Annotated in this window: 20 protein-coding genes and 2 pseudogenes; 8 read left to right on the top strand and 14 right to left on the bottom strand. The window is 67.7% G+C overall.

Annotated features, from left to right (window positions below):
- Positions 1-50 precede the first annotated feature (50 nt).
- Complete coding sequence (locus IG98_RS0108185; RefSeq protein ID WP_030907955.1) at positions 51-524, bottom strand: DUF6461 domain-containing protein; 474 nt, start codon at positions 522-524, stop codon at positions 51-53.
- Between the two features lie 77 nt (positions 525-601).
- Entirely contained in the window at positions 602-1,054 is a 453-nt protein-coding gene (locus IG98_RS0108180) for a VOC family protein (RefSeq protein ID WP_030907952.1), read from the bottom strand.
- A 348-nt stretch (positions 1,055-1,402) separates the two neighbouring features.
- Between IG98_RS0108180 and IG98_RS0108175 the strand changes: the two genes are divergently transcribed.
- Positions 1,403-2,938: a glycosyl hydrolase family 18 protein gene (locus IG98_RS0108175; protein WP_211263910.1), complete on the top strand. Its 1,536-nt coding sequence runs from the start codon at positions 1,403-1,405 to the stop codon at positions 2,936-2,938.
- 76 nt (positions 2,939-3,014) lie between these two features.
- Positions 3,015-3,110 (top strand): annotated as a pseudogene (locus IG98_RS54775) (IS5-like element ISRhru5 family transposase); the annotation flags it as partial.
- A 239-nt stretch (positions 3,111-3,349) separates the two neighbouring features.
- Here the strand turns inward: IG98_RS54775 and IG98_RS0108170 are convergent.
- From IG98_RS0108170 to IG98_RS0108150, 5 genes are all read right to left on the bottom strand, one after another.
- Positions 3,350-3,799, bottom strand: a complete 450-nt coding sequence (locus IG98_RS0108170) for a hypothetical protein (protein WP_030907946.1) — start codon at positions 3,797-3,799, stop codon at positions 3,350-3,352.
- 468 nt (positions 3,800-4,267) lie between these two features.
- Complete coding sequence (locus tag IG98_RS0108165) at positions 4,268-5,797, bottom strand: FAD-dependent monooxygenase (protein WP_030907944.1); 1,530 nt, start codon at positions 5,795-5,797, stop codon at positions 4,268-4,270.
- Positions 5,794-6,009: a hypothetical protein gene (locus IG98_RS0108160; protein ID WP_030907941.1), complete on the bottom strand. Its 216-nt coding sequence runs from the start codon at positions 6,007-6,009 to the stop codon at positions 5,794-5,796. The genes IG98_RS0108165 and IG98_RS0108160 overlap by 4 nt, the downstream gene beginning before the upstream one ends.
- A gap of 11 nt (positions 6,010-6,020) precedes the next feature.
- Entirely contained in the window at positions 6,021-7,292 is a 1,272-nt protein-coding gene (locus IG98_RS0108155) for an erythromycin esterase family protein (protein ID WP_030907938.1), read from the bottom strand.
- Positions 7,293-7,484: 192 nt separating this feature from the next.
- Positions 7,485-8,129, bottom strand: a complete 645-nt coding sequence (locus tag IG98_RS0108150; RefSeq protein WP_030907936.1) for a CatB-related O-acetyltransferase — start codon at positions 8,127-8,129, stop codon at positions 7,485-7,487.
- Positions 8,130-8,327: 198 nt separating this feature from the next.
- Between IG98_RS0108150 and IG98_RS0108145 the strand changes: the two genes are divergently transcribed.
- Both IG98_RS0108145 and IG98_RS54770 read left to right on the top strand, forming a co-directional pair.
- Positions 8,328-8,915, top strand: coding sequence for a TetR/AcrR family transcriptional regulator (locus IG98_RS0108145; protein WP_030907933.1), 588 nt, complete (start codon positions 8,328-8,330; stop codon positions 8,913-8,915).
- Positions 8,851-9,273: pseudogene (locus IG98_RS54770) on the top strand (transposase); the annotation flags it as partial. The gene IG98_RS0108145 and the pseudogene IG98_RS54770, both read left to right, overlap by 65 nt.
- Here the strand turns inward: IG98_RS54770 and IG98_RS54765 are convergent.
- From IG98_RS54765 to IG98_RS0108110, 6 genes are all read right to left on the bottom strand, one after another.
- Positions 9,231-11,639, bottom strand: coding sequence for a HelD family protein (locus IG98_RS54765; protein ID WP_425427993.1), 2,409 nt, complete (start codon positions 11,637-11,639; stop codon positions 9,231-9,233). The pseudogene IG98_RS54770 and the gene IG98_RS54765 overlap by 43 nt on opposite strands.
- A gap of 454 nt (positions 11,640-12,093) precedes the next feature.
- Positions 12,094-15,882, bottom strand: coding sequence for a type I polyketide synthase (locus tag IG98_RS0108130; RefSeq protein ID WP_245651443.1), 3,789 nt, complete (start codon positions 15,880-15,882; stop codon positions 12,094-12,096).
- A 48-nt stretch (positions 15,883-15,930) separates the two neighbouring features.
- On the bottom strand, positions 15,931-16,974 hold the full coding sequence (locus IG98_RS0108125) for a ketoacyl-ACP synthase III family protein (RefSeq protein WP_030907924.1): 1,044 nt from the start codon (positions 16,972-16,974) through the stop codon (positions 15,931-15,933).
- 19 nt (positions 16,975-16,993) lie between these two features.
- Complete coding sequence (locus IG98_RS0108120; RefSeq protein WP_030907921.1) at positions 16,994-17,245, bottom strand: acyl carrier protein; 252 nt, start codon at positions 17,243-17,245, stop codon at positions 16,994-16,996.
- Complete coding sequence (locus IG98_RS0108115) at positions 17,242-18,252, bottom strand: ketoacyl-ACP synthase III family protein (protein WP_245651442.1); 1,011 nt, start codon at positions 18,250-18,252, stop codon at positions 17,242-17,244. The genes IG98_RS0108120 and IG98_RS0108115 overlap by 4 nt, the downstream gene beginning before the upstream one ends.
- 393 nt (positions 18,253-18,645) lie before the next feature.
- On the bottom strand, positions 18,646-19,968 hold the full coding sequence (locus tag IG98_RS0108110; RefSeq protein ID WP_169750092.1) for a cellulose binding domain-containing protein: 1,323 nt from the start codon (positions 19,966-19,968) through the stop codon (positions 18,646-18,648).
- Positions 19,969-20,518: 550 nt separating this feature from the next.
- Here IG98_RS0108110 and IG98_RS0108105 point away from each other — a divergent pair.
- A complete protein-coding gene (locus IG98_RS0108105) occupies positions 20,519-20,737 on the top strand; it encodes a hypothetical protein (protein ID WP_030907912.1) in 219 nt (72 codons plus the stop codon).
- Positions 20,738-20,883: 146 nt separating this feature from the next.
- On the opposite strand, the gene IG98_RS0108100 is transcribed toward IG98_RS0108105, so the two are convergent.
- Entirely contained in the window at positions 20,884-22,140 is a 1,257-nt protein-coding gene (locus IG98_RS0108100) for an epoxide hydrolase family protein (protein WP_051751813.1), read from the bottom strand.
- A 275-nt stretch (positions 22,141-22,415) separates the two neighbouring features.
- Between IG98_RS0108100 and IG98_RS0108095 the strand changes: the two genes are divergently transcribed.
- The 3 genes from IG98_RS0108095 (at position 22,416) to IG98_RS0108085 (ending at position 25,969) form a co-directional block, all read left to right on the top strand.
- A complete protein-coding gene (locus tag IG98_RS0108095; protein ID WP_030907906.1) occupies positions 22,416-23,213 on the top strand; it encodes an SDR family oxidoreductase in 798 nt (265 codons plus the stop codon).
- Positions 23,214-23,257: 44 nt separating this feature from the next.
- The gene (locus IG98_RS0108090; protein WP_030907904.1) at positions 23,258-23,899 is read left to right on the top strand and encodes a DUF1998 domain-containing protein; all 642 of its coding nucleotides are present in this window, start codon (positions 23,258-23,260) and stop codon (positions 23,897-23,899) included.
- Between the two features lie 219 nt (positions 23,900-24,118).
- On the top strand, positions 24,119-25,969 hold the full coding sequence (locus IG98_RS0108085; protein ID WP_030907901.1) for a DUF262 domain-containing protein: 1,851 nt from the start codon (positions 24,119-24,121) through the stop codon (positions 25,967-25,969).
- Positions 25,970-26,183: the final 214 nt, after the last annotated feature.

Below are 26,183 nucleotides of genomic sequence, written 5' to 3'. Positions count from 1 at the left end.
CGAGCTACAGTCCGGACCTTGCCAGGTGGTTCGATCGCTACGAACAGCCGTCAACGCGCGTGCGGGATCACGAAGCACTCATGCGGGGAGTCCAGCCAGGCCGCGCGGATCTCCTCACCGGTCACCCGGCCCGCCAGGACGAACGCCGACGAGATGCTCGCCTCGATCGACTCGCCGTTCTCGTCCAGCTCGAATCTCAGCCCACTCATGAAGGGATCCAACGCGGTGATGTCCGTCCCAGCGCGGAGTTCGGGGAAGGTGAAGGTGAAGGTGAGTCTCACCTTCATCGCGCCGTTCACCGCGTAGCCGATCTCATGATTGCCGCCGATGTCCCAGCTCACGCTCAAAGCCCGGCGGCCGTCCGCGGAGAGTCGCATGAGGTTTTCTTCGAGCACGACGGCAAAACCCGCCACCTGAAGGATCAGCGTCCACGCCCCGGCCCGCCCGGCCAGGATCACGCCGTCACCGTACTGGATGTCCAGGTCGTCGCAGACCCCGGCGAGGAGGCATGGGGAGGAAGTCAAGGTCGAAGTCCGCCAGCTCCTGAGCCGTGGCCACACCGCGACCGGAGTTCGGGCAATCCCGGACCGCGTGAAAGGGCCTATGCGGCGCAGAACTCGTTGCCTTCCGGGTCCAGCATGATCCACCAGTGTCCGGCGGGCCCCTTGTTCACTTCGCGGACGCGGGTGGCGCCCAGGCCCTCCAGCCGTGCCGCCAGCGCGTCAAGACCACCGGGCTCGCTGTGTACGTCAATGTGCAGACGGTTCTTGCCGGATTTACTCTCGGGTACGTCCTGGAAGAGCAGACGTCGCCCGCGGCCGACGCCGCTGGTCTTGTCGAACGGGTCCTCGGGGTGGCGGATCGCGGCGTAGCCACGGAAGACCTTACGGCCGTGATGCTCGGTGACCGCTTCCTCGCCGATATGGCCGGCGGCCAGCAGTTGCTCGATGAGCACGCTGGGATCTTCCACTTCGTAGCCCAGTGCAGCGGCCCAGAAGTCCGCGAGCGCGGGTGCGTTCGTACTGTCGATGACCAGTTTCCAACTCAATGCCATGTAACCATTAATACTGGTTACATGGCATTCACCGCAACCCAGGGCCATCCGGCCTGCCGCTCAGCCTCGGCGAGCATGTCTTCATCGGGGCCGGTGCCCGGCCGCCTCGGTGAGGAACCGCGCCATAGCGAGCGTCACGGCGCCCGGCCCGCAGCCAACGTCGAGGAGTCGGCCCCGGCCGTCCAGGGCCGTGGCCGGCGTGCCGAGACGTCCGCACCTGAGCCACCGTAGACAATTGGTAAGTTTCTTTACAATAATGAGGGACCGCGCACCCCCCATCATCGCGGCCGCCAGTCCTGCGCCGCGCCCGCCAGAGCCCGGTCTCCGGGCTGGAGAAGGGTTATCCACATGACGCGAATACCGCGCCCGCTCGTGCTGGTCGTCTCATTACTGCTCGCGGCCCTGGGGGTCCTGGTCATCCAGACCTCGGCCCGCGCGGCCAACCTGCTCGCGAACCCGGGCTTCGAAACCGGCGCCCTGTCACCCTGGTCCTGCACCGGCGGCCTGGGATCCGTGGTCGCCTCCCCCGTCCGCTCCGGCACGAAGGCGCTCGCCGGCGCCGCCGACTCCTCCAATACCGCCCGGTGCAGCCAGTCCGTGTCAGTCCAGCCGAACACCGCCTACACGCTGACCGCCTGGGTCCGTGGCGGCTACGTGTACCTCGGCGTGAACGGCGGCGGCTCCACCTGGACCTCCTCGCCCTCGGCGTACAGCCGGCTCACGGTCCCCTTCACCACCGCGGCCAACCAGACCACCGCCGTGGTCTACCTGCACGGCTGGTACGGCCAGGGCACGTACTATGCCGACGACGTCAGCTTCGACGGTCCCGGAGCCACGCCCACTCCCACGACCTCGCCCACGGCCAGCCCCACGCCGACGGTCAGCCCCACGCCCACGGCCTCTCCCACCCCGACGCCGACGGGTGACACGACGTGCCCGGTGAAGTCGAAGCCCGCGGGGAAGGTCCTGCAAGGTTACTGGGAGAACTGGGACGGCGCGGTCAACGGCGTGCACCCGCCCTTCGGCTGGACGCCGATCACCGACCCCCGCATTCGCCAGCACGGCTACAACGTGATCAACGCGGCGTTCCCGGTCATCCGCTCCGATGGCACCGTGCTGTGGGAGGACGGCATGGACGCCACCGTCAAGGTCGCCACCCCGGCCGAGATGTGCCAGGCCAAGGCGGCAGGCGCGACGATACTGATGTCCATCGGCGGTGCGACCGCGGGCATCGATCTCAGCTCCAGCACCGTCGCCGACCGTTTCGTCGCCACCGTCGTGCCGATCCTGAAGAAGTACAACTTCGACGGCGTCGACATCGACATCGAGACCGGCCTCACCGGCAGCGGCAACATCAACCAGCTCTCCGCCTCCCAGGCCAACCTCATCCGCATCATCGACGGCGTGCTCGCCCAGATGCCGCCCGACTTCGGCCTGACCATGGCACCCGAGACGGCCTACGTCACCGGCGGCAGCGTGACCTACGGCTCGATCTGGGGCGCCTACCTGCCGATCATCAAGAAGTACGCGGACAACGGCCGCCTGTGGTGGCTGAACATGCAGTACTACAACGGCAGCATGTACGGCTGCGCCGGCGACTCCTACTCCGCCGGCACGGTGCAAGGCTTCGTCGCCCAGACCACCTGCCTGAACGACGGGCTGGTCATCCAGGGCACCACGATCAGGATCCCCTACGACAAGCAGGTCCCCGGCCTGCCCGCCCAGCCTGGCGCCGGCGGCGGATACATGTCGCCCTCACTGGTCTCCCAGAGCTGGAACAGCTTCAGCGGCAATCTCAAGGGGCTGATGACCTGGTCCATCAACTGGGACGGCTCGAAGGGCTGGACCTTCGGTGACAACGTCAAGGCGCTGCAGGGCCGCTAGGGTGCGCCGTCAAAAGGATCCAGGTCGTACGAGATCATGTCCGGGTGATTCGCCGTCATGAACTGACCGATGAGAGTTACTCCCGTCAGGGCGGTCGAGCCGCCCTGACGGGAGTAACGATCGCCGGGTACTGAACGGCATCGCGTGGAAGATCCGTACCGGTTCGCCGTGGCAGGGCTGCGGTGAGACGGCGGCGAGGCTCCCGGCCGGAACATCGGATCCTGGTTGACCACGGCCATGATCTCAGCCGGCACCCGGTGGTTCCGGGTGAGGTTCTCAAGCCGCCAGCGCCCAGCCGCCGGGTGACGCCGTGGACGTCTGACCGCTGCCGTTGGCATGCTTCACCCCGTGACCACGCTGGAAATGGTGGCCGAGTTCGGTTTGACCGGAAAGATCGGGCCGCTGCGGTCGCTAGATCCCCTCCGCGGCTCTGGCGGTGGCGGCAACGTGCTCATCGGCGGTCATACCGAGGTTGGGGTCGTGTCGGTTGAGGTCGTGCTGGTCGTCGGCCCACCGCCGGTAGTCCCGCCGGACGGTGAGCTCGTCGGAGTCGACAGTGCGGGCGATGTCGGCCCAGGTGACCCCGGCCAGCAGCGCGTGGTGGACGTTGGCGGGATGGCGCACGGTGCGTGCGATGCACTCCGCCAGCGCCAGCAGTTCGATGTGCTCGGCCACGGTGAGCGAAGGACGGTCATCGGCTCCATGCCGGGCGGGGTCATAGATCCCTCGGGCCACCAGCTCGATCCGGGCGCGAGCCGACGCGTGCCTGGCGGCCAACTCGTTGTAACGCTCCAACTGCCGGCTGACGGGCATGTCGTAGCGAGCGTCGCGCCAGGTCGCGATGTGCTCAGGCATGGTCATGACGACTCCTCCAGAACGGTCGGGTGTCGGCTTCAGGGGGTCACCGATGCGGCGAGCCACACTTCAGCGATCATGCCTCAGGTCTGTGGGACGAATGGGCGGATATCTCAGATCGCTGGGACTGCCTCGCATCCAGCGAGACCGGCTTCCGCCCGTTTGCGGACGGCTCCTCGTCATCCACCGACAGGACGGAGCCCCGGCCCCCCTTTTCTGTGGGGGGCCGGGGCTCCGCTGTTTCGTTTGGTCAGTTGTTCGGGTTGTTGTGGTAACCGCTCCCGCTGCACACGTCGGCCACGCGTGGTTCGCTGCCATGACCGGTGGTGGACTGTCTTGCCCAGCAGCGAGGGATCGGCGATGCGTCGCAGGTCAAGAAGTACGCCGAGCGGCCCAAGACCGAAATGATCGTGAGCCGGGCCAGGCGGCCTGTCAGTCGGTCGCCTACCTCAGCGCGGCGACCTCGTCGTCGTTTCAGGGTGTGCCGAACCAGGTGGAGAGCGCTTCGCGCAGCGCGGGCGCGGCGGTGTCGGCAGGTTCGTCGAGGGTCGCGGCCCAGGCGATGTGGCCGTCCGGGCGGATCAGCAGGGCGTCGGTCGGTCGATCATCGGTTTTGGCGGTGTGGATGTCGACGCGATGCCGCCAGTCCCGGGCGGCCTGGCGGAGGTCTGGGCGGTCGGCGAGGTCGAGCAGAACGGGCCGGGCGGGGTGCATGAGTTGCGCGATGCCGGTGATGCCCTGGTCGGTGTGCAGGGGGAGGCTGGGGGCGAAGGTGCCGGTCAGCGGATGGTGGCCGGTGCCGGGCATCGGGTAGCGGATGTCGGTGCCGGCGACCAGGGCTCCCATCCGGCGCAGCGGTTGTTCGTCGGTGAGCAGTTCGGAGAAGACATCTCGCAGTGCTTCGGCGGCCGCGTCGTGTCCGCGCCGCAGGGCCACCTGGGCGCGGGTGTGCAACATGGTGCGGGCGCCGGCGAGGTGGCGTTCGTCGTGATAGGTGTCCAGCAGGTCGGTCGGCGCCCAGCCCTGCAGGTTGGCGGCCAGCTTCCAGGCCAGGTTGACCGCATCCAGCATGCCGGCGTTGAGTGCCACGCCGGTGGCCGGGAACAGGTGCGCCGCATCGCCGGCGAGCAGGATCCGCCCCTGGCGGTAGCGTTCGGCCTGCCGGGCCTTGAAGGTGAAGCGCGACAGCCGGATCGCCTCTCCCACGGGCAGGTTCACGCCGAGCACGCGGCGGATGCTGTCCTGGAGTTCGGCGACGGTCGTCGGGATATCGTCGTCGTAGTCGGTGCTCTCGTCTTCGATGGTGTAGAGGGAGACGACCCTGGAGTCAGGCGAGGAGCCGACGCCGAACAGGCCGTGGTCCGTCCGGGTGAAACCCGCGCGGATCATGCCGAAGCCGGGCACGTCGAGATCGCCATTGCCGAGCACGGTCACCGTGTCGGGCAGGCTGACCTGGGCCAGCCGGTTGACCTCCGGATAGGTGGTGCCGGGGAAGCCGATGCCCGCCCAGTCACGCACCCGGCTGCGCGCGCCGTCGCAGCCTACGAGGTATCGGGCGCCCACCTGGTACGGCCCGTCGGGGCCGCGCACGTCCACTCTCACTGCGGCGTCGTCCTGGCTCACCCCGGCCACCTCGTGTCCCCGGCGGATGTCGACACCGAGTTCGGCGGCGCGGTCGTCGGGCAGCCGCTCAAGTTGCTGCTGCGGTAGCGGCAGAGCATGCAGTGGCGGATCTGCCAGCTGGGTGAAGTCCAGGTGCACCCCGCCGAACGGGAAGCGAGGAGCCGGAGCAGGGCCGGTGCAGGCGGCTTCGAATCGTTCCAGCAAGCCGCGATAGCGCAGCAGCTCCAGGATCTGCCCACCCAGGCCCCCGGCCTTGGGGATATCCCGGCGCCGCGGCTGCCGCTCCAGCACCAACGGCCGCACCCCGGCCAAACGCAGTTCAACGGCCAGCATGAGACCGGTCGGCCCGGCCCCCACAATGATCACATCGGCGTTCGTCACTGGTCACCCTCCTCGCAGGCTTTCGTCGCGTCCTCGCGCGGCCTGATCGTCAACAACATGTCCAAAGGTGCCGGCCTCGACCGGCGACCGTGCGGCAGGACCACCACCGCCGGTCCGCCCGTGCCCGAGCGGTGCAGCGGCAGGCGGCGTCCGCCCACCTCGTGAAGCTCATCCAGCGGCGGCGCTGCCAGGCTGGGGTTGCGATGCCTCATGTCGAGGTCCCTCAGCCTGCGATGTCGGCCACGGTGGAGGTCGGGGTGCTGAGGATGCCGTCGAACGCGTCGAGGACGGGGGTGTGCAGGTAGGCGCTCTGGATCCGGATGCGGTCGGGGCCGGGAATCTCGTGGTGCGCCTGGCGGAGGTCGGCGATGCTGATCCCCAGGTCGGCGTCGGCGAAGGCGGCTTCGATGCTGCCCGGCTCGGGCGGCTGTAGCGGGGTGTTGTCGATGGCGAAGCCGAAGCGGGCGTTCTCATCGGGGCGCATGTCGGCGGTGTGTCCGGTGATGCTGGTCAGGGCGAGGGCGACGTAGTCATCGCCCAGGGAGTTGTGCAGGTGCTGTCCCATGGGGAGCCCGGTGAGGTGGCCGTTGAAGGAGACCGGCGTTTTCTGGATGTGGGCGTTGTGGGCCGCCAGCACGATGCGGGTCCCGGGGTCCAAGCGCTCCAGGTGCCACAGGATCGACTCGGCCATGTAGACGTCCCGGGCCGAGGTGTCGGCGGTCAGGCCGTTGCCGGCGTACAGGCCGGCCATGGCGCGAAAGCCGTAGTCGGCGTGGCAGGCGGCCTCGAGGCGACGCCGGGCGATGTCATAACTGTGCTGGTCACTCCGGGAGACGTACAGCGGTGCGACGGCGCGGAACCGGATGAGCAGGCGCGTCAGGGTCGCGCTGAGGGCGTCCTGCTCGACGGTGGCCAGGCGGGTCCAGGCCGGTGCGGCCGCGGCCGCGGAGGCACCGGCGAACGATTCGGCGATCCGCATCGCCGTCTGGATCGCCGGGAGGGTCTCGGGGTCGACCTGGCGCAGGTAGTCGGCGACCGGGGCCAGGGCGGGAAGCAAGGATCCACCGGCCGCCGGGATGTCGATCCCGGCGAAACGGACCGGCATCGCGGCTGTGGCGTTGTGCCGGCGCATCCAGCGCAGCGGCTCATCGATCCCCACCGGGATCGCCGCGGCGAGATGGGCCGACAGATCATCGTTCGAGCCCTCCCCTTGAGCCCAGGCGTCCAGAGGGAAGCCTTCGCTGAGGCCGTACTCGAAGGCCAGGACGGTGAAGCCGCAGCGTTCGACCAGGAACCGCAGGATGCGCCGGCGCATGAGCGAGAACTCGGTGATGAAGTGGGAGTTCTCACCGATCGCGACGACGCGCGCGTTACCGACGAGCTCGCGCAGCGGCTCCAGGTCATCGAGCGGCGCCTCAGGGTCGAGGTGGGTGAGCGGGGCGGCATGGGCGCCAAGCCAGCCGGCGAATGAGGCGTGGTGGGACGGAGCAGGCATGCTGACAGCTCGATTCTGGTGTCGAGGGTGAATCAAACGACGGGGTGGGAGCGCGGATCACCGCACGCGGGGCGCCACAGGAGCTCGGCGGCACAGCGGTGAAGCCGCCGGGCCGCCCCGGGCTGCCGACTGTCCGGCGCCAGGACTGTTGAGCGGTCCGTCGCCCCGCCTGACGGCCGGCCTGACGTACCCCTACACCTGCGCGGAGACCGCCTTTTCCAGCTCGTCGACGCTGCCGGACATGATCGTGCGGACGTGCTCGGTGATGAGCTGCAGCGGCCAGTCCCACCAGGCCAGGGCCAGAAGACGGTCGATGTCGGCCTCGCTGTGGCGGCGGCGGATGAGCCTGGCCGGGTTACCGCCGACGATGCCGTAGTCGGGCACGTCGTCGACGACGACGGAGCCGGAGGCGATGATCGCCCCGTGGCCGATGCGGACACCGGGCATCACCATGGCCCGGTAACCGATCCAGACGTCGTTGCCCACCACGGTGTCGCCCCGTCCGGGCAGGCCGGTGATGAGGTCGAAGTGCTCGGCCCAGGAGCCGCCCATGATCGGGAAAGGGAACGTCGAGGGGCCGTCCATGCGGTGGTTGGCGCCGTTCATGATGAACCGCACGCCCTCGCCCAACGCGCAGAACTTCCCGATGAGCAGTTTCTCCGGCCCATAGTGGTACAGCACATTACGGGTCTCGAAGGCAGTCGGATCGTCCGGATCGTCGTAGTAGGAGAACTCCCCGATCTCGATCAGCGGCGAGGTGACCAGCGGCTTCAGCAGCACCAGACGCGGCTGCTCGGGCATGGGATGCACCACTGCCGGGTCGGCGGGAACGGGCATCACAAATCATCTTCTTTCCGGAGAAGTGGGGTTGGGAACGTCAGGTCTCATTGCCTTGACATCGTGCACGTTGAGGCAGGACACGCCGCCCTCGGCGGCCGCTCTTCATCACATCGGCACGTACCGTGCCGATGTGATGATGCCCAAACGGGCTTTTACTGTCAAGTACGGCACGTACCGTACCGATAAGGTGACGGCATGACGGACACACCTCATCGTCGCGGCGCCGACCGGACCGAGGCCATCATGCGGACCACACTGGAGCTGGGCCAGGAGATCGGCTACGCCAAACTGAGCATTGAAGCGGTCGCGGCCCGCGCCGGCGCCGGCAAGCACACCATCTACCGCCGATGGTCATCCAAGGGAGCCCTGCTGCTCGACTCGCTCTTGTCGCTGAACGAACCTGGCCTGAACTATCCCAACACCGGCGACGTCGTCGCCGACCTGCGCACGCAGATCTACGCGGCCGTCGACCTGCTCGCCGGGCCGCCCTTCGGTCCCTTGTTCCAGGCCCTGATCGGCGAGGCCCAGCACGATTCCCAGGTCGCCGCCGCACTCAACGAGCGCTTCATCGTCCCGCAGGCGGACAAGACCGTCGCCCGGCTGAAGGCGGCCCGCGAACAGGGCCAGCTGTCGTCCGGCTTCGACCTCGACCTGGCAATGGCGATCCTGTCCGGCCCGCTGTACTTCCAGCTCCTGATCACTCAGGAACCACTGACCCATGAGTATGTCGACCGGATCCTCAACGTCCTCTTCGCCGGCATGGGACCTCAACCACAACCCTGAGATACGAGTGCTTGTCCGGCCCGCCCGCTCTGCCGGACCGGCCAGGGCAAGGTGGCCTGATCGGCCTGCGGCATCGGCTTCACCCGCACGGCGATCTTCACAGGGAAGATCGTATGATCGATGTCACCACGCTGGGAGCCGGCCCCCGACGTTCGCAGGGGCCGTACGGTCGTTTACCCCCTCTGCGCACACGTGGTCTTCACACCCGGGTGCCGGGCCGTTCACCGACGAAATCCTCACGTGGTGCGAAGAGGTCATGCGGGCCTTCTACGCCGACTTCGAGACCGAGCCGGTCGAGTTCAACGGTGAGCGTGATCACGTGCACCTGTTGGCGCGCTGCCCGCCGAAGGTCTCCCCCTCCAGGCTGGTCGGCTCCCTCAAGGGCGTGTCCGCCCGGAGATCGCGATCCGCGAACGGCCATGCGTCCAGCGCGCGCGGCATGGCCGGTGGCGTGAGCTCCGCGGTGTGCAGCACGCCCAGCCGCCGGGTGGCACGGGTCAGGGCGACGTACAGGTTGTTGAGCCCGCGTGGCGACTCGGCGACGATCAGGCCCGGCTCGACCACCAGCACCTCGTCGAACTCCAGGCCCTTAGCCTGCCTGACGTTCAGCACGACGACGGGGCGGGGCGCGTCGGGGTCCTCACCGACGGACGCTTCCGGCACCCCCGCCGTGATCGCGAGGCCGAGCGGTTCCAGCAGCGAGTCCGGCGTGATGACCGCCAGCCGCCGGTCGGTCAGCCCGGCGGCCTCGATGGCGATGACCTCGATCAGCCGGTCGGTGAGTTCCTCCGGCGGCACGCGGAGCCTCCAGGGCTCGATGCCGCTCTCCCGTACCGAGACGGGCGCCTCAAGGCCTGCGCCGATCTCCGCCAGCACATCGGCGGCGACGGCCATGATCTCGGCCGGCACCCGGTAGTTCCGGGTGAGGTTCTCAAGCCGCCAGCGCCCCTTGACGTAGGGGTCGAGCACCCGTCCCCACGACAGGGTGCCGGCCAGGTCCCCGCTCTGCGCCGTGTCTCCGACGACGGTCATCGACTTGGTCGGGCATCTCCGCATCAGCAGCCGCCAGGCCATCTCCGACAACTCCTGCGCCTCGTCGACGATCACGTGGCCGAATGTCCAGGTCCGGTCGGCGGCCGCGCGCTCGGCCGAGGTGCGGTGGTCCGCCTCCTGGTGCCGCTCGGCGAGCGTGTCCGCGTCGACCAGGTCGTTGACCGTGAGTATCTCGGCCTCCTGGTCGTCCTCCAGATCGGTGGCCCGCGAACCCATCGCGACGTCCAGCACCCCCTGGGCGTAGGAGACCCGCTCACGCCGTTCGTACTCCTGCCGGATCCGCTCCGTCCAGGTGTCCTCACCGAGCAGTTCGGCCGCCTCGTCCAGCAGCGGCACATCGGCGGGCGACCAGCCGCCGCCGGGCTCCCGCAGCAGCAGCGCCCGATCCTCGGGGGTGAACCCCGGTGCCGCGGAGGCGATGCGATCTGCGGAGCCGAACAGGTCGGTGAGCAGCCGCTGCGGCGTCAGGTCGGGCCAGAGCTCATCGAGTGCGGCCAGGACCGCCTCGTCGGTGAGCATCTCCCGCCGGATGCCCTCCACCTGGTCGTCGTCCAGCAGGAGCTCACCGTCGAACGGATCGGTGCCGACGCGTTCGGCGTACTGCTCGGCGAGGGCCCTGCTGATCTCCCGGACCACGAGCGGTCTGGCCGGATTGTGCGGGGACAGCGAGCCCCGCGCCAGATCGCGCGCCCGCTCGCAGGTCCGCCGATCCAGGCGCAGCGTCTGTCTCTCGTACTCCACCTCAAGATGGTCCTCCGGTACCCACTCGCGGTCGCGTACGGCGGCGGCGACCACCTCGGCCATCGCCAGCCGCCCCTTCACCTCGGCGGTCTCGGGCGTCTCCGATCGTTCCGCGGTCACCCCGGGATACAGCCCGCCGACGGTCGACAGGAGCACGCTCGTCTCGCCCAGCGCGGGAAGCACGTTCCCGATGTAGCGCAGGAACGTGGCGTTCGGTCCGATGACCAGCACCACCCGCCGCGCCAGCTGCCGTCGGCGGGTGTAGAGCAGGTAGGCCGCACGGTGCAGTGCCACCGCGGTCTTTCCCGTCCCGGGTCCCCCCTGCACGACGAGCACTCCGGTGTGCTCGGACCGGATGATGCGATCCTGCTCGGCCTGGATCGTCTGGACGATGTCGGACATCCGGCCGGTCCGGCCGGCGTTCAGGGCGGCCAGCAGGGTGGCCTCGCCCGCCAGCCCCTCGTGCCTGGCCCCTGCCGCGGATTCGAGGTCGAGCAACTCGTCATGGATCTCGATCACCGTGCGGTCGCGGTCCTTGATGTGCCGGCGCAGCCGGACGCCCTCCGAGGTGACCGCGGTGGCGAGGTAGAACGGGCGGGCGGCCGGTGCCCGCCAGTCGATGAGCAGCGGGGTCGTGTCCTCGTCGTCCTCGGCATCGCCGAGCAGGCCCATCCTGCCGATGTGGCGGCGCTCACCGTCGAGCATGTCGAGTCGTCCGAAGCACAGGCCGTGTTCGGCCGCGTTGAGCCGGGCGAGGCGTTCGGCGTAGGCGGCGTGCGCGGCGTCCTTCTCGACACGCGCCTGAGCGGTGCCACCGGAGGCCGCGAGTACCTGCGTCAGCCTTCCGGTGACGTGTTCGCGGAGCTCGTCGAGCCGGTCGTACAGCATCGACACGTACTCCTGCTCCGCACGCAGCACCTCGTTTGACAACGACACTCCTCATGGTACAATGAACCGACAGATGTGTGTTTTCTGTGGCTACAGGTGGCCAGTAGCGTAGCCTCTGTCGGCACACCCGTCCAACCTCTCCCGCACACGTCGTCAGACAGCGCCCCTTTCCCGCGCCCATACCGCGACCACGCGTGGACGATCAAAACGGCTTGAGTAATTGGACTGTTTGATATTCGGTCGCATTTATTCCGCTAATCGCATTCAGCCTCTTTGGGAGAAAAGAGGCCAAGCTCTGGGCGGAGTCTCCGCAGGTTGCCACCGAGTTCGTTGACGCGTCCGGGCGACAGGCCGGTGAACAGGGACACATTCGGGCCGGGCGGCTTCGAACCGGCCGAACAGCTGGGACGCGGCGGGTGGTGCGGCCGGCTCCAACCGGACGCGACAGCCGGGTAGCCCGAGGGGATCGCCCCCTCGGGCTACCCGGTCAGCGGCCTCAGCCCCCGATCGCGGGCATGCTCTCGGGAACGGTCTCCGCCGCCGCGTCCGGTCTCGGAGCCGCGAGAAGCTTCACCAGGTGGTCCGCGATCGCGGAGATGGTGGGCTGCTGCCACAGCAGGGTCGCGGGGAGACGGCAGCCGAAACGCTTCTCCAGGCGCCGCCGGACCATGATGGTCATCACCGAGTCCAGCCCCTGCTCGACAAGGGGACGCCGGATCGCCAGATCCTCAGGGGACAGCCTCATCACGGCCGCGATCTCCGCCCGGATCTCGGGCAGGACGCGCTCACGCAGGTCCTCGGGCGCCAGGCCGGCGAACGACTCCGCGGGCCCCCGGAGATCCTCCTCGGCCGAGGCGGGCGCGTCGATCACCGGATAGCGGAGTCCCGCGAGGTGTCCCACCACCCGGCCGTCCACGTCGGCCAGGAGCACCCGGACGGTGTCGTCGGCGGCCGGGTCCACGGCCGCGTTGATGATCATCGTCAAGGGTGGCGTGCCGGTCAGCACCACCTCGTCGATGTGCACGACCATGCGCAGCACCGGATCGCCGGAGAAGACGCAGGGCGCCACGGACATCGCCGCGTCCAGCGCCGGCGCCCAGCTCCCCGGTTCCCCGGTGCGGGCGGTGCGGACAGTGGCCCGCAGCACGCCGTCCCCGCTCAGCAGCGTCTCGATCGTCCAGCCGAAGCCCGTCGAGGGCACGCCGACGGTGGCCAGCCGCTTGTGCACGAACCCGGGATCGATCGGGGTGAGAGCCCCGCCGTCCGGCAGCACGTCGGGTTTCACCTGACCCGGAGCGGCCACGTCCGCGGTGACGTGCACCAGCCAGGCGGGTTCGGGCTCGTCGGGGCCGGCCGGTGTACGGGCCGCGAGCCGTACCGCTGGAGGCTCGTGCACGACCTGGATCTGCCTGCGCTCCGCTGTCATCAGCGGATGCATCATCTCCAGGTCGGTGAGCGTGACGTCCTCGTCCTCGACCGCGTGCAGGAACGTGTTGACCAGCACGGCGGCGGGCACGATCTCGACCCCGTTGAGGGCGTGGCTGCCCGGGTAGGGCCGGTTGGCGTCCTCCAGGCTGGTCCGCCACACCCGGGTCCGGCTGCCCGCGAGGCTGGCCCCGGCTCCGAGCAGGGTGTGGGAGTGCACGTCGTGCCCTCGGTTGTCGTCCTCGGTGTACGCCTCGCGCCAGTGACGGCGGTGCTGCCAGGCGTACGGCGGCAGATCGGCCAGGCCGCCGGACGGCTGCAGCCGGCTCCAGTCCACATCGACGCCGTGACAGTGCGCCGTGCCCAGCGCGATGAGGAAGGTCGGCGGCTCCGGCTGGTTCCGGCGCAGTGACGTGCCGACGAACACGTCCTCGAACCCGTTCTCCGAGAGCGTCTCGGTCACCGAGTGCGCGACCACGGGGTGGGGGGAGATCTCCAGGAACATCCGGTAACCGTCCTGTGCCGCGGCCGTCGTCGCCGCGGCCAGCCGCACGGGATCCCGGAGGTTCGCCGCCCAGTACGCGCCGTCCAGGACGGGCGTCGACCGGGGATCCGCCAGCGCGGTCGTGTACATGGGGATGCGAGGTGCCCCGAACGAGAGATCGGCGGTGGCGGCGGCCAGTTCGACGGCCAGAGGGTCCATGTGCGGGCTGTGGAAGGCGACATCCGACGCCACCCGCCGCACCACGATGCCCTCGGCCGGCCACTCGTCCAGCACCGCCTCGACCGCGGCGACGTCACCGGACAGCACGGTGGAACAGGGGGCCGACGAGATCGCGGCCACCAGGTCGGTACGGCCGGCCAGCCTCTCCGCCGCCTCCTCGAAGGACACCTCGACCATCACCATGGCCCCCTTGCCCTCGGCCTGGCGCAGCAGCCGGGAGCGGCGGCAGATCAGGCGGGTGCCGTCGGCGACACTCATCGCGCCGGCCGTCACCGCCGCCGCGATCTCGCCGACGGAGTGGCCGATGACGGCCTTCGGAGCGACCCCGTACGCGTTCCAGAGCCTGGCGAGGCCCAGCTGCATCACGAAGATCATGGTTTGCACGCGGTCGATGGTGTCGAGATCGCCGTCGGCGAGGACCTGCCGGGGAGAGAAGCCGATCTCCTCGATGAAGATCGGCTCCACCTCGTCGACCAGGGAGGCGAACTCCGGCACGGCGAGCAGTTCCCGCCCCATCCCGCGCCACTGACAGCCCTGCCCGGAGAAGACCCAGACCGGCCCGGGACCGAGCTCGGGCAGCACGTCACCGGTGAGGACGGCCTCGGCCGGCACGTCCTCCGCGAGCCTGCGCAGGTTGGCCGCCAGCTCGTCCCCGTCCGCCCCGACCACGACGGCGCGACGGGCCAGATGGGTGCGCCGGAGCGCCAGCGTGTGCCCCGCCGACGCCAGGTCGAGCCCCGTCCCGAGATGATCGGCGAGCTTGCCCGCGTACTGCCGCAGCGCCTGCTCCGACGCGGCCGACAGCGGGAACAGCCGCTCCCCCGTCCCTTCGCCCCGGGGCGCCTCCCGGGTAGGAGGCGCCTGTTCCAGCACGATGTGCGCGACCGTGCCGCCGTACCCGAAGCTGGAGACACCCGCCCGGCGGGGGTGGTCGCGCTCCGGCCAGGCCGATCGTTCGGTCACCACGCGAAGACCCGAGGACTCCCACTGGATGGCCGGGTTCAGGGTGGTCAGCACGCTCGGGGGGATCTCACCGCGGTCGAGGGCGAGCACCGCCTTGATGACGCCGGCGATGCCGGCCGCGCCTTCGAGGTGACCGATGTTGGACTTGACCGAGCCGATGAGGCACGGGTCGCCTGGGGACCGCCCCGTGCCGTACACGGAGGAGAGCGCCCCCGCCTCCAGCGGGTCGCCAAGCCGGGTCCCGGTGCCGTGCGCCTCGATGTAGTCGACGGTGGACGGCTCGACGCCCGCCTGCCGGCAGGCCCGGACCATCACGTGTTCCTGAGCCTCCCCGCACGGCGCCATGATGCCGTTGGTGTGCCCGTCCTGGTTCACGGCGCTGCCGATGACGAGCGCGAGGACACGGTCGCCGTCGCGCTGCGCGTCGGACAGCCGCTTGAGCACGACCACGCCGCAGCCCTCGCCACGTCCGTAGCCGTCGGCCGACGCGTCGAACGACTTGGACCGCCCGTCGGGGGCCAGGGCTCCGGCGGTGCCGAGCGTGAGGGTCTGGCCCGGGGTGACCAGCAGGTTGACGCCGCCGGCGAGGGCGACGTCGCTCTCCCCGAGCCGCAGGCTCTGCGCGGCCAGGTGCAGCGCGACCAGCGACGCCGAGCAGGCGGTGTCGATCGCCATGCTGGGTCCGCGCAGGTCCAGGGAGTAGGAGATGCGATTGGCGACGGCACAGGTCGCGGCACCGATCCCGGTCCACGCCTCGATCTGGGGCAGGTCCTCCAGGAGGCGGCTTCCGTAGTCGTTGGTGCAGACCCCGACGAACACCCCGGCGTCGGTGCCGACCAGCTCGTGCGGCGGCAGGCCGGCGTTCTCCAGGGCCTCCCACGCGGTCTCCATCAGGATCCGCTGCTGCGGGTCCATCAGCTCGGCCTCGCGGGGCGACAGGCCGAAGAACTCCGCGTCGAAGCCCTCGATGTCGCTCAGGAAGCTGCCGTGACGCACGGCGTCGCGCAGCGCGGCGGCGTATTCGGGGCTCCGGTTCTCATACCGGCGCCAGCGTTCGTCGGGCAGCGGCCCGGTCGTGTTCCGGCCGGCGCGCAGCAGGTCCCAGAACTCGTCCGGTGAGCGGACGTCGCCGGGAAGGCGGCATCCGATTCCGACCACCGCCACTGGTTCCACCCGGACTCCGCGCGGACTGTCGACCATCTGCGTTCGTTTCCCTTCGGTTCAGGCCCATTGAGGATTGTCGATGATCTTGATCACGGCACTGGAGACGGTCACCCCCGGCCCGGTGCCGAGCATCAGCATGTGGTCGCCGGGGCCCAGCTGCCCGGTCATGAGCAGGTGGTCGAGGGAAAGGACCTGGTCGCTGGCCCCGCAGTGGCCGATGGTGCGGCCGTAGTCCCAGGTCGAGCGGGACATGGGCAGGTCGAGCATGGCCATGCACCGCTGTTCGACGATCTCTTCGGAGTAGTTCATGAACGCCACCCGGGCGAGAGCGCGGGCCTCGATCCCGCTCTCGTCCAGCGCGCGCTCGACGACCTCCATCAACGCCCGCTGGATCTTGAACAGCGCCGCGGTGGCCTCGCCCTTGGGCATGACCTGCTGCCGGAACTGCTCGTTCCTGGCCGCGAAGCTCATCTTGCGCCCGAGCGTGACGCCCGGGGGGAACAGGGGTTCGCTGCCCCGGTGCAGTTCCTCGGCCTCGGTCACCGTCGTCGTGCAGACCGACAGCAGGCGCGCGAAACCTGTCTCCTTGGTGAGCACGAGCGCGCCGGCTGCGTCCCCGCCGATGTAGCCGGGGCCCATCCGCCACCGGTCCATCAGCGGGGTGCCGTAATTGTCGGCGGCGACCAGCAAGGCGGCCTGCCGTCCGGGAGCGGCGTCCAGGTGGCCGGCCGCGAGTTCCAGGGCGATGAACATCCCGTTGCAGCCCTGCCGGATCTCGGTGGCCAGGACGTCCCCGCCGACGAGATGACGCTGCAGGTAGGAGTGCGGGGGCCAGCCATCCGGTCCCTGGTGCCACGTCGAGGCGTACAGGAGGAGATCCAGGTCGGCCGGCGCCCGCCCGCTGCGCTTGAGCGCGCTCCGCGCCGCGTGCAGGGCCATCTCCGGAGCCGGTACGTCACCGGCCACCGCCGCCCCGGCCAGGTTGTGCAGCTCGGCCTCTTCGGCCGGGTACCAGCCTTTGGCGACGGCTTTCTCGACGCTGACGACGGTCCGGGGGAGGAAGGCTCCCACTCCGCTGATGTACGTGTCCGCCCACTGCATGACTCTGCCCTTGCCCCGGCTAGACGGATTCGAGTTCTCTGACCATCGCCACGATGGTCACGACGTCCCGGAAGTTCTCGGGGTCGAGCTTCGCGGCGGGGATCGGGACGCCGATGTCCCTCCGGAGGAAGTTCAGCAGCCGCGCCGTCCGCAGGGAGTCCAGGAGACCCGACACGAGGAGCGGGGTCGTCTCGTCGACCTTGATGTCGTCGCCGCCTGGGACGAGGTTGTCCTGGATGAAGTCGACCAGCCTTCGCGTGAGCTCGGTCACGCGCGTGCCTCTCTCGTGACGGGAGAGGTGGCCAGGACCCTGAACACCGCCGCGGCGACGGACGTTCCGGAGCCGAACCCGACCATGAGCAGGTGATCGCCGGCCACCAGCCCGCCGGTCGCGATCAGGTGCTCGAAGGCGATGAACTGGTCCACCGCGCCGCAGTGGCCCACGCGCCTCCCGTAGTCCCAGGTCGTCTGATCCTCGTCGATGCCCAGCCAGGACATCTGCCCGTCCAGGTCCTCGCGGCGGCCGTGCGGCAACGCCACCCGCGTGATGTCGGCAAGCCCGATCCCGGCCTCGTCCAGGGTCTGTTCGACCTGCTGCATCATCGTTTTTTGGATCGTCAGGTGGATCCCGGTTCCCTGCGCTTTGAGCAGCCGCTGGCGGAATTCCTCGTGCCGGTCTCCGAAGTTCAGCCCTCTGCCGATGGTGGCGTCCGGGGGGAACAGGGGGTAGGCGCCGTCGTTGACCGCGTCGGCCTCCGGGATCACCGTCGCGTTCACCGACAGGAGCTCGGCCATGCCGTACCCCTTGCCGAGGACGAGCGCGGCCGCGGCGTCGCCGATCAGCGCCCCGGGGGTCATCCGCCAGCGGTCCACCAGCGGGGTGCCGTGGTTGTCCGAGGAGACGACCATCGCCGTCTCCCTGCCCGCGTCGGCCTGCAGGTAGCTCGCCGCCAGATCGAGCGAGCTGATCATCCCTACGCAGCCGCTGCGGATCTCGAACGCCGGCACGTTCCCGCCGAGGAGGTGCATCTGCAGGTAGTGCTGGGGCTGCCAGCCGTTCGGGCCCTGGTGCCAGACCGACGGGTAGAGCAGGAGGTCGAGATCGCGCGGGGAGGACTCACCCCAGCGGTCGTACGCGTCCAGGACCGCGAGCCGCGCCATCTCGGGCGCGGGCATGTCGCCGGCCACCGCCGCGCCGATCTGCTGGAACTTCTCGACCTCCTCGTTCGGGTACCAGCCCTCACGAACCGCCTGCTCGACGCTCACACTGTCAGGCACATAGACGCCGAGACTCCTGACAAACATATTGGATGTACGCACACGTCCCCTAACTCATGGGTGATCCCGGACAACGGCCTCCAGGCAGCGGAAGGCGGTTTATCCGATTCATTTCGGGTCCCGGGATATCGAGCGACCCCGGCCGGTCAATGAAAACAACGAAAAATAGGCCGGCGGACCGCCGGAGGCAAGAATAGGGGCGGATCGTCGAATAAAGCAATATGAAGGCGAGCGCCCCGGTCGGCGACATTCCGTGATCAGGATTCGACGGAACGTGTTGAATTTTGGAAATGCGTCTTTACGTGCCGCGTCGCGATTTTCCCGAATGTAATTCCGGACGACGAGAGAACGGTGCCGGGCCGTCGCCATTCGGCTCAGGCCCGGCGCGTCGTATCAGGCGGGCACTCTCGTGCAGACGATGTTGTTGAGTTTGAACTGGGCTGGAATATCGTTCGTCCCGGTGGCGGTCGCCGAGAAGCCGAGGCTCTGACTGGAGCCGGGGCCGATGTGGGAGTTATGGCCCGCGTCGCGGGCGGTCACCTGGGCGCCGGTCTGGGTCACCGTGGCGTTCCAGGCGGTCGTGATCTGCTGGTTGCCCGACCAGGTCCACGTCAAGGTCCAGCCGTCGATGGAGGTCGTTCCGGTGTTCCTGATGGTCACGCTGCCGGTGAAAGCGCCGTTCCAGGCGCCGGTGGCGTAGGCGACCTCGCAGGAGGTGCCCATCTTGAGCCCGCCGCGCAGGAAGGTCGCGAAGTTGGGCCAGGTGGGGTTCAACGTACCGGTGCCGACGGTCTCGGCGCAGCCGGTGGTGGTGTGGACGGTCTGCATGCCGTACCGGGCGGGGTCCATGATCTGGGGCATCATGTGATCCGCGCCGGGTACCGAGACGAACGTGGCGTTGCCGCACTGAGCCTTGATCCTGTTGTAGAGCAGGACGCTCTGCCCGTGCGGTACCAGGAAGTCGGCCTGGCCATGCAGGAACATCAGCGGCGGGTCGTTGCCGTCGACGTAGGTCATCGGATTGGCCTGGGCCACCTGGGCCGGGCAGGTCTGGATCGGGCAGCCGACCAGGAGGGATTCCGGAGAGGCGGGAGAGTCGTGGTCAAGCCCGCCGGTCGGCAGGTTCTGTGCGTTCATCTGCAGGAAGTCGGTCGGGCCGTAGAAGGCGAGCCCTGCCTGCACGGCGCTGGAGACGCCGGTCGTGCCGACGGTGCCCTCCAGCGCCGCCACGCCGCCGGACAGGGTGGCCATCTCCGTCAGCCAGCCGCCCGAGGAGTCGCCCATGATCGCGAAGCGATTGGGGTCGAGCTGGTACGTGGCGGCGTTCGCACGCAGCCAGCGGATGGCCGCCTTGATGTCGTGCACCTGGGCCGGGAAGATCGCCTGAGCGCTGGACCGGACGCTGACGCCGACCACGGCGAAGCCCAGCGGGGTGAAGACGTCCGCGATCGCGTCCGCGCCGGTCTTGCCGTCGTCGCTCGTCCACGCTGAGCCACTGTGCCAGATCAGCAGCGGCCGGGGCGTGATGCCGGTGGACGGCAGGTAGAGGTCCAGCAGATGCCCCCTGCTACCGGCCGGTTGTGCGGGCGCGTAGGCGATGTCAGTGATCACCTGCGTGGCGTGAGCCGGCGGCGCGAAGGCCGCTGACACACCGATGGTGGCCAGCACGGTCATCACCATGCCGACAATCATGGCCGTGCGGATTCGAGCTTGCATGGTGCGACTCCGGTTGGTCGGATGATCGCCACTTCCCCGGTGACCGTCCGTGTCTTCTCCTGTGCCGGGGCAGCCGCGATCAGCACGCCGACCGTAGCGCCTGCGAGAACAACGTCCTGCTCGAGTGTCGCGGCTCACATCGATATGGGCGGGGAGACGATATGACACACAAGTGACGATGGTCAAAGTTTTCCGCGTAACGTTCCAATCGAACAGGAAGAGCGGCATAAATCGTACTTTATAGATCACACAGTGCGAAGGCAGTCCAGATGATCCATGGCATGCACAGGCAGTCTGATACGCACCCACGAGGTCTTTCAAGGCCGCTATGTCTGGAATTGGACAGCGGCTGGAACCTCTCGAGAACAGGCGACTCGGGAAGCGATACCGGCTTTACCTACGGTAAACACCCGTGAAACATGCGCCACCCACGACAACGCCGGTGAAAGTTTCAGCTCCTTCCCACGACTGATTCGAACGTGACAATCGTCCTGGCGCGTGGCGAGTGATAATGTCCACCGTCATGATCTCCCCAGTCACAGGAGGACGAATGCGAAAGGCACGCGCTGTTCTCGTCTCGGCCGTCATGGTCCTCGGAGCGTCGCTGACGATCGGCGCCACCCCGGCGCATGCCGAGAGGCTGGCCGGCGTCTTCAAGGACTACTCCGAGTGCGAGCGGATCGGAACCCATGGCATCACCCAGGGCTGGTGGGACGGCTATTCATGCGAGTGGGAGGGCCAGTACCGCTATTACTTCCTCTACGCGTGACCCCGTGAAACACATGCACCCCCGGCTCCGAAGGGTCGAACCGGGGGCGCGTGCTCATGATCCATCACAGGAGTGGCACGCTACCCACCGAAGATCATGAATTGATGCTGGAGCGACTCCTCCCACCCGGTACGAGGGCACTGTCGCTACCGGCGGCCGCGGAAGGTTCGTCGGAGGTCGTCAACCCACTGGTCGGGGATTTCCCATGGGATGAAGTGGCCGCCATGGTCGTGGGCGTTGAGGTTGACGTGGTTGTACCAGGCGGCGCGGTCACTGTCGAGGAAGTTCTGGACGCGTTGGTCGGTACTGACACCGGGCGGGTTCTCGTAGCCGACGAAGGTGATGCCGGTGGGCGCCTCGACGGCCGGTTGCCGGTCGTGGGACGGGGTCCATGGGTAGCGGTTGTTGTTGGCGTAGGTGCGAATCGAGGTACCGATCGCGTTGCTGACCCAGAAGATCATGGCGTGGGTGAGCAGGTCGTCCTTGGTGAAGACGGTCTCTATATCGCCGCCGTTGTCGCTCCAGGCCACCCAGCGTTCCAGGATCCAGGCGAGCATCCCGGAAGGTGAGTCGGACAGCCCGTAGGCGAGCGTGCTCGGGTCGAGCACGTGCGCGGCGAGATGGACGGCGAACCGCTTCTCCCGCGCGACGAGCTCGGCGTGGATGTCGGCGGGGAGACCGTCAGGGATGGGCCGGCCACCGCTGAGGTCCCAGGCCCGGTCGCCGTTGAACAGGGTGAGCTTCTGGCCGGAGCCGATGTGGATGGCGTGGAGCTCCTCGGCGTACTTGTGCCCGAGCTGGCCGGTGACCAGGGCTCCGACGTCACAGCCGGCGGCGGCGTACCTGTCGTGTCCGAGAGTGCGGGTCATGAGGGTGTGCCAGAGGTCGGCGACCTTCCAGAAGTTCATGTCCGGGTTGTTCGGCAGCGGGGTGGAGAATCCGAAGCCGGGAAACGAGGGGACGATCACGTCGAACGCTTCAGCCGGATCGCCGCCGTACGCGCCCGGGTCGGTCAGCGGATCGACGACCTTGGACCAGTGCCAGAACGTCCAGGGCCAGCCGTGCGTGAGGATCAAGGGCGTCGGTTCGGGGCCGACTCCGGGCTTGCGCATGAAGTGCACCGGCACGCCCTCGACCTCGACGCGGTAGTGCTCGTAGGCGTTGATGGCGGCCTCAGCCTTGCGCCAGTCGTAGTCGGTGCGCCAGTACTCGATGAGTTCTTGCAGGTAGACGCGGTTCACTCCGTAATACCAATCCTGGTTGCCCGCGTCATCCGGCCAGCGGGTCAACTCCAGGCGCCGCTGGAGGTCGGCGAGCACGTCGTCGGGTACGTGGATCGGTGTCGGTTCCAACGGGAACGGCCGGGCCTTGGCACCGGGTGATGGGGTGGTTTCGTGGCTCACTCGTCGTCTCCTGCAACTGGTGTGATCCCGTGAACCGATCCAGGGATCGTGGAAGCTGATTATCTGTGGGTGCGGACGGGACGTGGTAGGTCAAGGTGGCTTCCTGAACGCACACGTCCGCGTCCTCGGACAGTGACGATCGGTCTATCCGAGGGGGTGGGCGGCGACGTAAGATCAACGCCGATGCTCAGCCGCCCGGTCCCCTGTCGGCTGCCGCGCACCGCCGGTGCGGGACCGCGACCGGTGCGGCGAGGACAACGTCTTCAGGAGTGGTCATGCGGAAGGCAGTCGTCACCGGCAGCACCAAGGGAGTCGGTTTCGCGCTCGCCCGCGAGCTGCTCCGGCGCGGGCACTCCGTGATCGTCTCGGGCCGCACCCAGGCGGCGGTGGACGACGCCGTCGAGCGGCTGCGCCCGGAGGCGTCCGGTGATGCCACGGTCCACGGGCGCGCCGTGGACGTCACCGATCCCGAGCAGGTCGAGGCGCTGTGGAGCGCCGCGGTGGACGCGCTCGGCGGGGTCGACCTGTGGATCAACAACGCCGGCGTCGCCCACACCACCCGCCCCATCATCGAGACCGCACCCGACGACGTCCGCGCGATGGTCACCACGAACATGCTCGGCACCGTGTACGGCGCCCAGGTCGCCGTCCGCGGCATGCTCGCCCACGGCGGCGGCCAGGTCTTCAACATTCTCGGCGGCGGCAGTGACGGCAGCATCCGTCCGGGCATGGGCGTCTACTCGGCCACCAAGCGTGGCCTGGACTCCTTCACCCGGTCGCTGGTCAAGGAGGTCGCCGGCACCGGCGTACGGATCGGGCAGGTCAGACCCGGCATCCTCATCACCGAAGGATGGCTCCGGGAGGCCGCCGCCGCCCCGGAACAGGTGGACAGACAGCGCAAACTCCTCAACATCCTGTGCGACCACGTCGACGACGTCGCGCCCTACCTGGTCGAGCGGATGCTGGCCAGCACCAGGAACGGCGACGCCATCGCCTGGCTCACCACCGGCCGGATGACACGGAAGTTCCTCATCCCCCGCAGGCGAGACGTGCTCGGCCGCTACGGACTTTGAGGCTCGCCGCCGCGCTCTTCCCTTCCACAACTCCGCGATGAAAAGTGCTGCTTGGGCAGATCGTGCTCATCACCATGAAAAGCAGCCCACCAAACGATACTTTCCTTGATCTGGGTGATTCAGGACGTCATCAGCGTGCTGAACCACCCAGCAAGCACGAGCTGCGGCTGGAGTCCCTGTCGTTGCCCTCGCCGCAGTGGATCTTTACCCCGTATGCGTTGCTTGAAGGGGCCGCCGACGGCCTGGAGACCAGCAGAGGAGATATCGACGGCGCCGTCCATCCCGGGCACAACGGCCAGACCAGCCTGGTGATCTACGACGCGGTGCCGGGCGAGGCGGGCTCGATGACGCGAATCGCCGACTCATTGGACTTCGTCGTGGAGACCGCGCTGAAGCGGATGTCCAACTGCGACTGTGGTGAGGAGACCTCTTGCTACGGTTGCCTGCGCGACCGGCGTAATGAACGAAACCACGATGCGCTGAGCCGCAGCGAGGCGGTCAAGTTCCTGGAACTCCAGGCCAGAGGCGGCCCCTCAAGGTTGGGGGTAATCCGTATGCGGCCTCGGACGGAACATATCCAGGCTTGGCAACTACCGAGAACCAGGGAGAATCACACCTCGCTGAGCATCGGACAAAAGACCGGCTGCTCCGGCAGCCACCTTCGCTACCCCGGCCGGCTGAATTGACACGATCCTCCCCTTTCGCTGGTCATCGGCACCTGTTCTCCTCGGACGAATCCAGCGGAAGCGAACCGTTCCCTGGGCGGACATGTGATCCTGATTCGTACCCCCGCCCTCGCCCCTCGCCCCAAACTCGCAGTAACCCCGGCTGCCGAGCACTGCGCCGGCCAGTACCTGCGATAACGCCACTGCCACCCGATTTACGACCACGCGGAAGGTTGTCCTGTGGAAGCAAAAGCACTGACCCCACGTGACCTGTTCGACGGCAAGGTGTGCTTCGAGATCCCGCCCTTCCAACGGCCGTACGTGTGGAACGAGGAAGATCAGTGGCAGCCGCTCTGGGATGACCTGGAGCGCGTGACGGCGGCCTTGCTCTCCCCGGACTATGACGGGACACAATCCGGACGGACACCTGGGCACTTCCTCGGCGCCGTGGTGTTGAAACAGCTTCCGAGCACCGCCGGAGACCCGTCCCGGCTGTCCGTGATCGACGGGCAGCAACGGCTTACCACTCTGCAGATCCTGCTGGATGCCGCTCAATTCGTACTGTCGGAGGACGGCGATGAAGAGGACGCCGAGTCCCTCGAAGAACTCGTCCTCAACGCGTCGAACCGCTTCAAGAAAACCCCCAAACGGTTCAAGCTGTGGCCTTCGCGCATCGATCGGGCGGCTTTCGAGCACGTCATGGACAACTCACTGGCGGTGAATACCGGCCTGTCCGAAAGCCGGATCACGCAGGCTCACGAGTTCTTTCTCGGGACAATCAGGGCTTGGGCGAACACCGCAAGTGATACGCATGACACTCGTTCACGGCTCAGCGCACTGGCTCAGGTCCTACAGCAACACCTGAAGATCGTGGCGATCGACCTGAGCGACAACGACGACGACCAGTTGATCTTCGAGACTTTGAACGATCGCGGTACGCCACTACTGGCAGCTGATCTGATCAAGAACTATGTGTTCCAACGAGGCGAGGATCTCAACGCTGATGTCGACGCATGGGGTGAGACGTACTGGAGAGACTTCGACGACGACTGGTGGAGAGATCAGGTGCCTCAGGGGCGCCTGATGCGCTCGCGTATCGACCTCTTTCTGCAGTACTGGCTGACCATGCGTCTCCAGGAGGAGATCTCCACCGATGAGATATTCTCCGGTTTCCGTTCCTATGCCGACCACTCCCTGGCCACGACACATGAGGCCGAAGATTTCCTGGGGGCACTCCGCAAGGACGCGGACACCTTCCGCGAATTCGCCCAGATGGGACCAGAGACAGCCCGGGGCCGGTTCTACTCCCGGGTAGTCGAAACGCTGGAGATCGGGGCGACCATCCCGCTCCTGCTGTGGTTGATCAGTGACAACCATCAGGTACCTCCCGCCCAGTCCGATCGTGCTCTCTCTGCCATGGAGAGCTGGGCAGTCCGTCGAACCCTGCTGCGAATGACGATGAAGGATGTCAACAGATTCGTCGTGGCCTTGCTCAAGCACCTGGACAAGCAGCCGATGGAGTCAGCGGGAGACGCTGCGGTCGAATTCCTTTCGCAGCAGAGTGCCGACGCGCGCACCTGGCCCACTGACGATGACATGCGAACACAACTTCCACATGTACGTGCTTATGGCAACATTCGCCAGCAACGACTCCGCGTTGTGCTGGCTGCGATCGAACAGCGATGGCGCACCGAACGCCATGAGAACGTGTCCCTCCCCACGGGGCTGGAGATCGAACATGTGATGCCGCAACAGTGGCAGAGCTATTGGAACACACCAGATCATCACGATCCTCAGCGCGCCGCCCAGCGCGACCGGTTGATCAGCACCCTCGGAAACCTCACTCTCGTGACCCAGAAGCTGAACGGTACCCTTTCTCATCGCCCATGGACCGATCCGGCAGCTCTGGAAATAGCAGCGACCGGCAAATACAAGGGCATGGGAAAACGATCCCTACTTGCCCAGTACAGCCTGCTCGTACTCAACAAGAAAATCGTGGACCACCACGAAGCCGAATGGACCGACGACGACATCGTCGCTCGCGGCCAGGAACTCACGGAAAGCATCGTGGACATCTGGCCGCACGCATGACAGATGTCCCCTGGCGCCCCGGCCTCAATGCCCAGTACGCCGAACGTACGAGGCCAGCACCATGTACTGACGATCAAAGGCGGACGTTACCCGGAGACTGCCTGTTGCTGCGGGTCAGATACATGAGCGCGTGTCATGTCGAGCTTCCAGGTTCAGTACTGCCTCGTAGCTGAATCATGGTCGAGGCAGACGGGCCATAGCGTTTACTTCCAGG

The organism is Streptosporangium amethystogenes (assembly GCF_000721075.1).
Taxonomy (GTDB): Bacteria; Actinomycetota; Actinomycetes; order Streptosporangiales; family Streptosporangiaceae; genus Streptosporangium; species Streptosporangium amethystogenes.
This window is presented reverse-complemented; position numbering and strand designations above follow the sequence as displayed.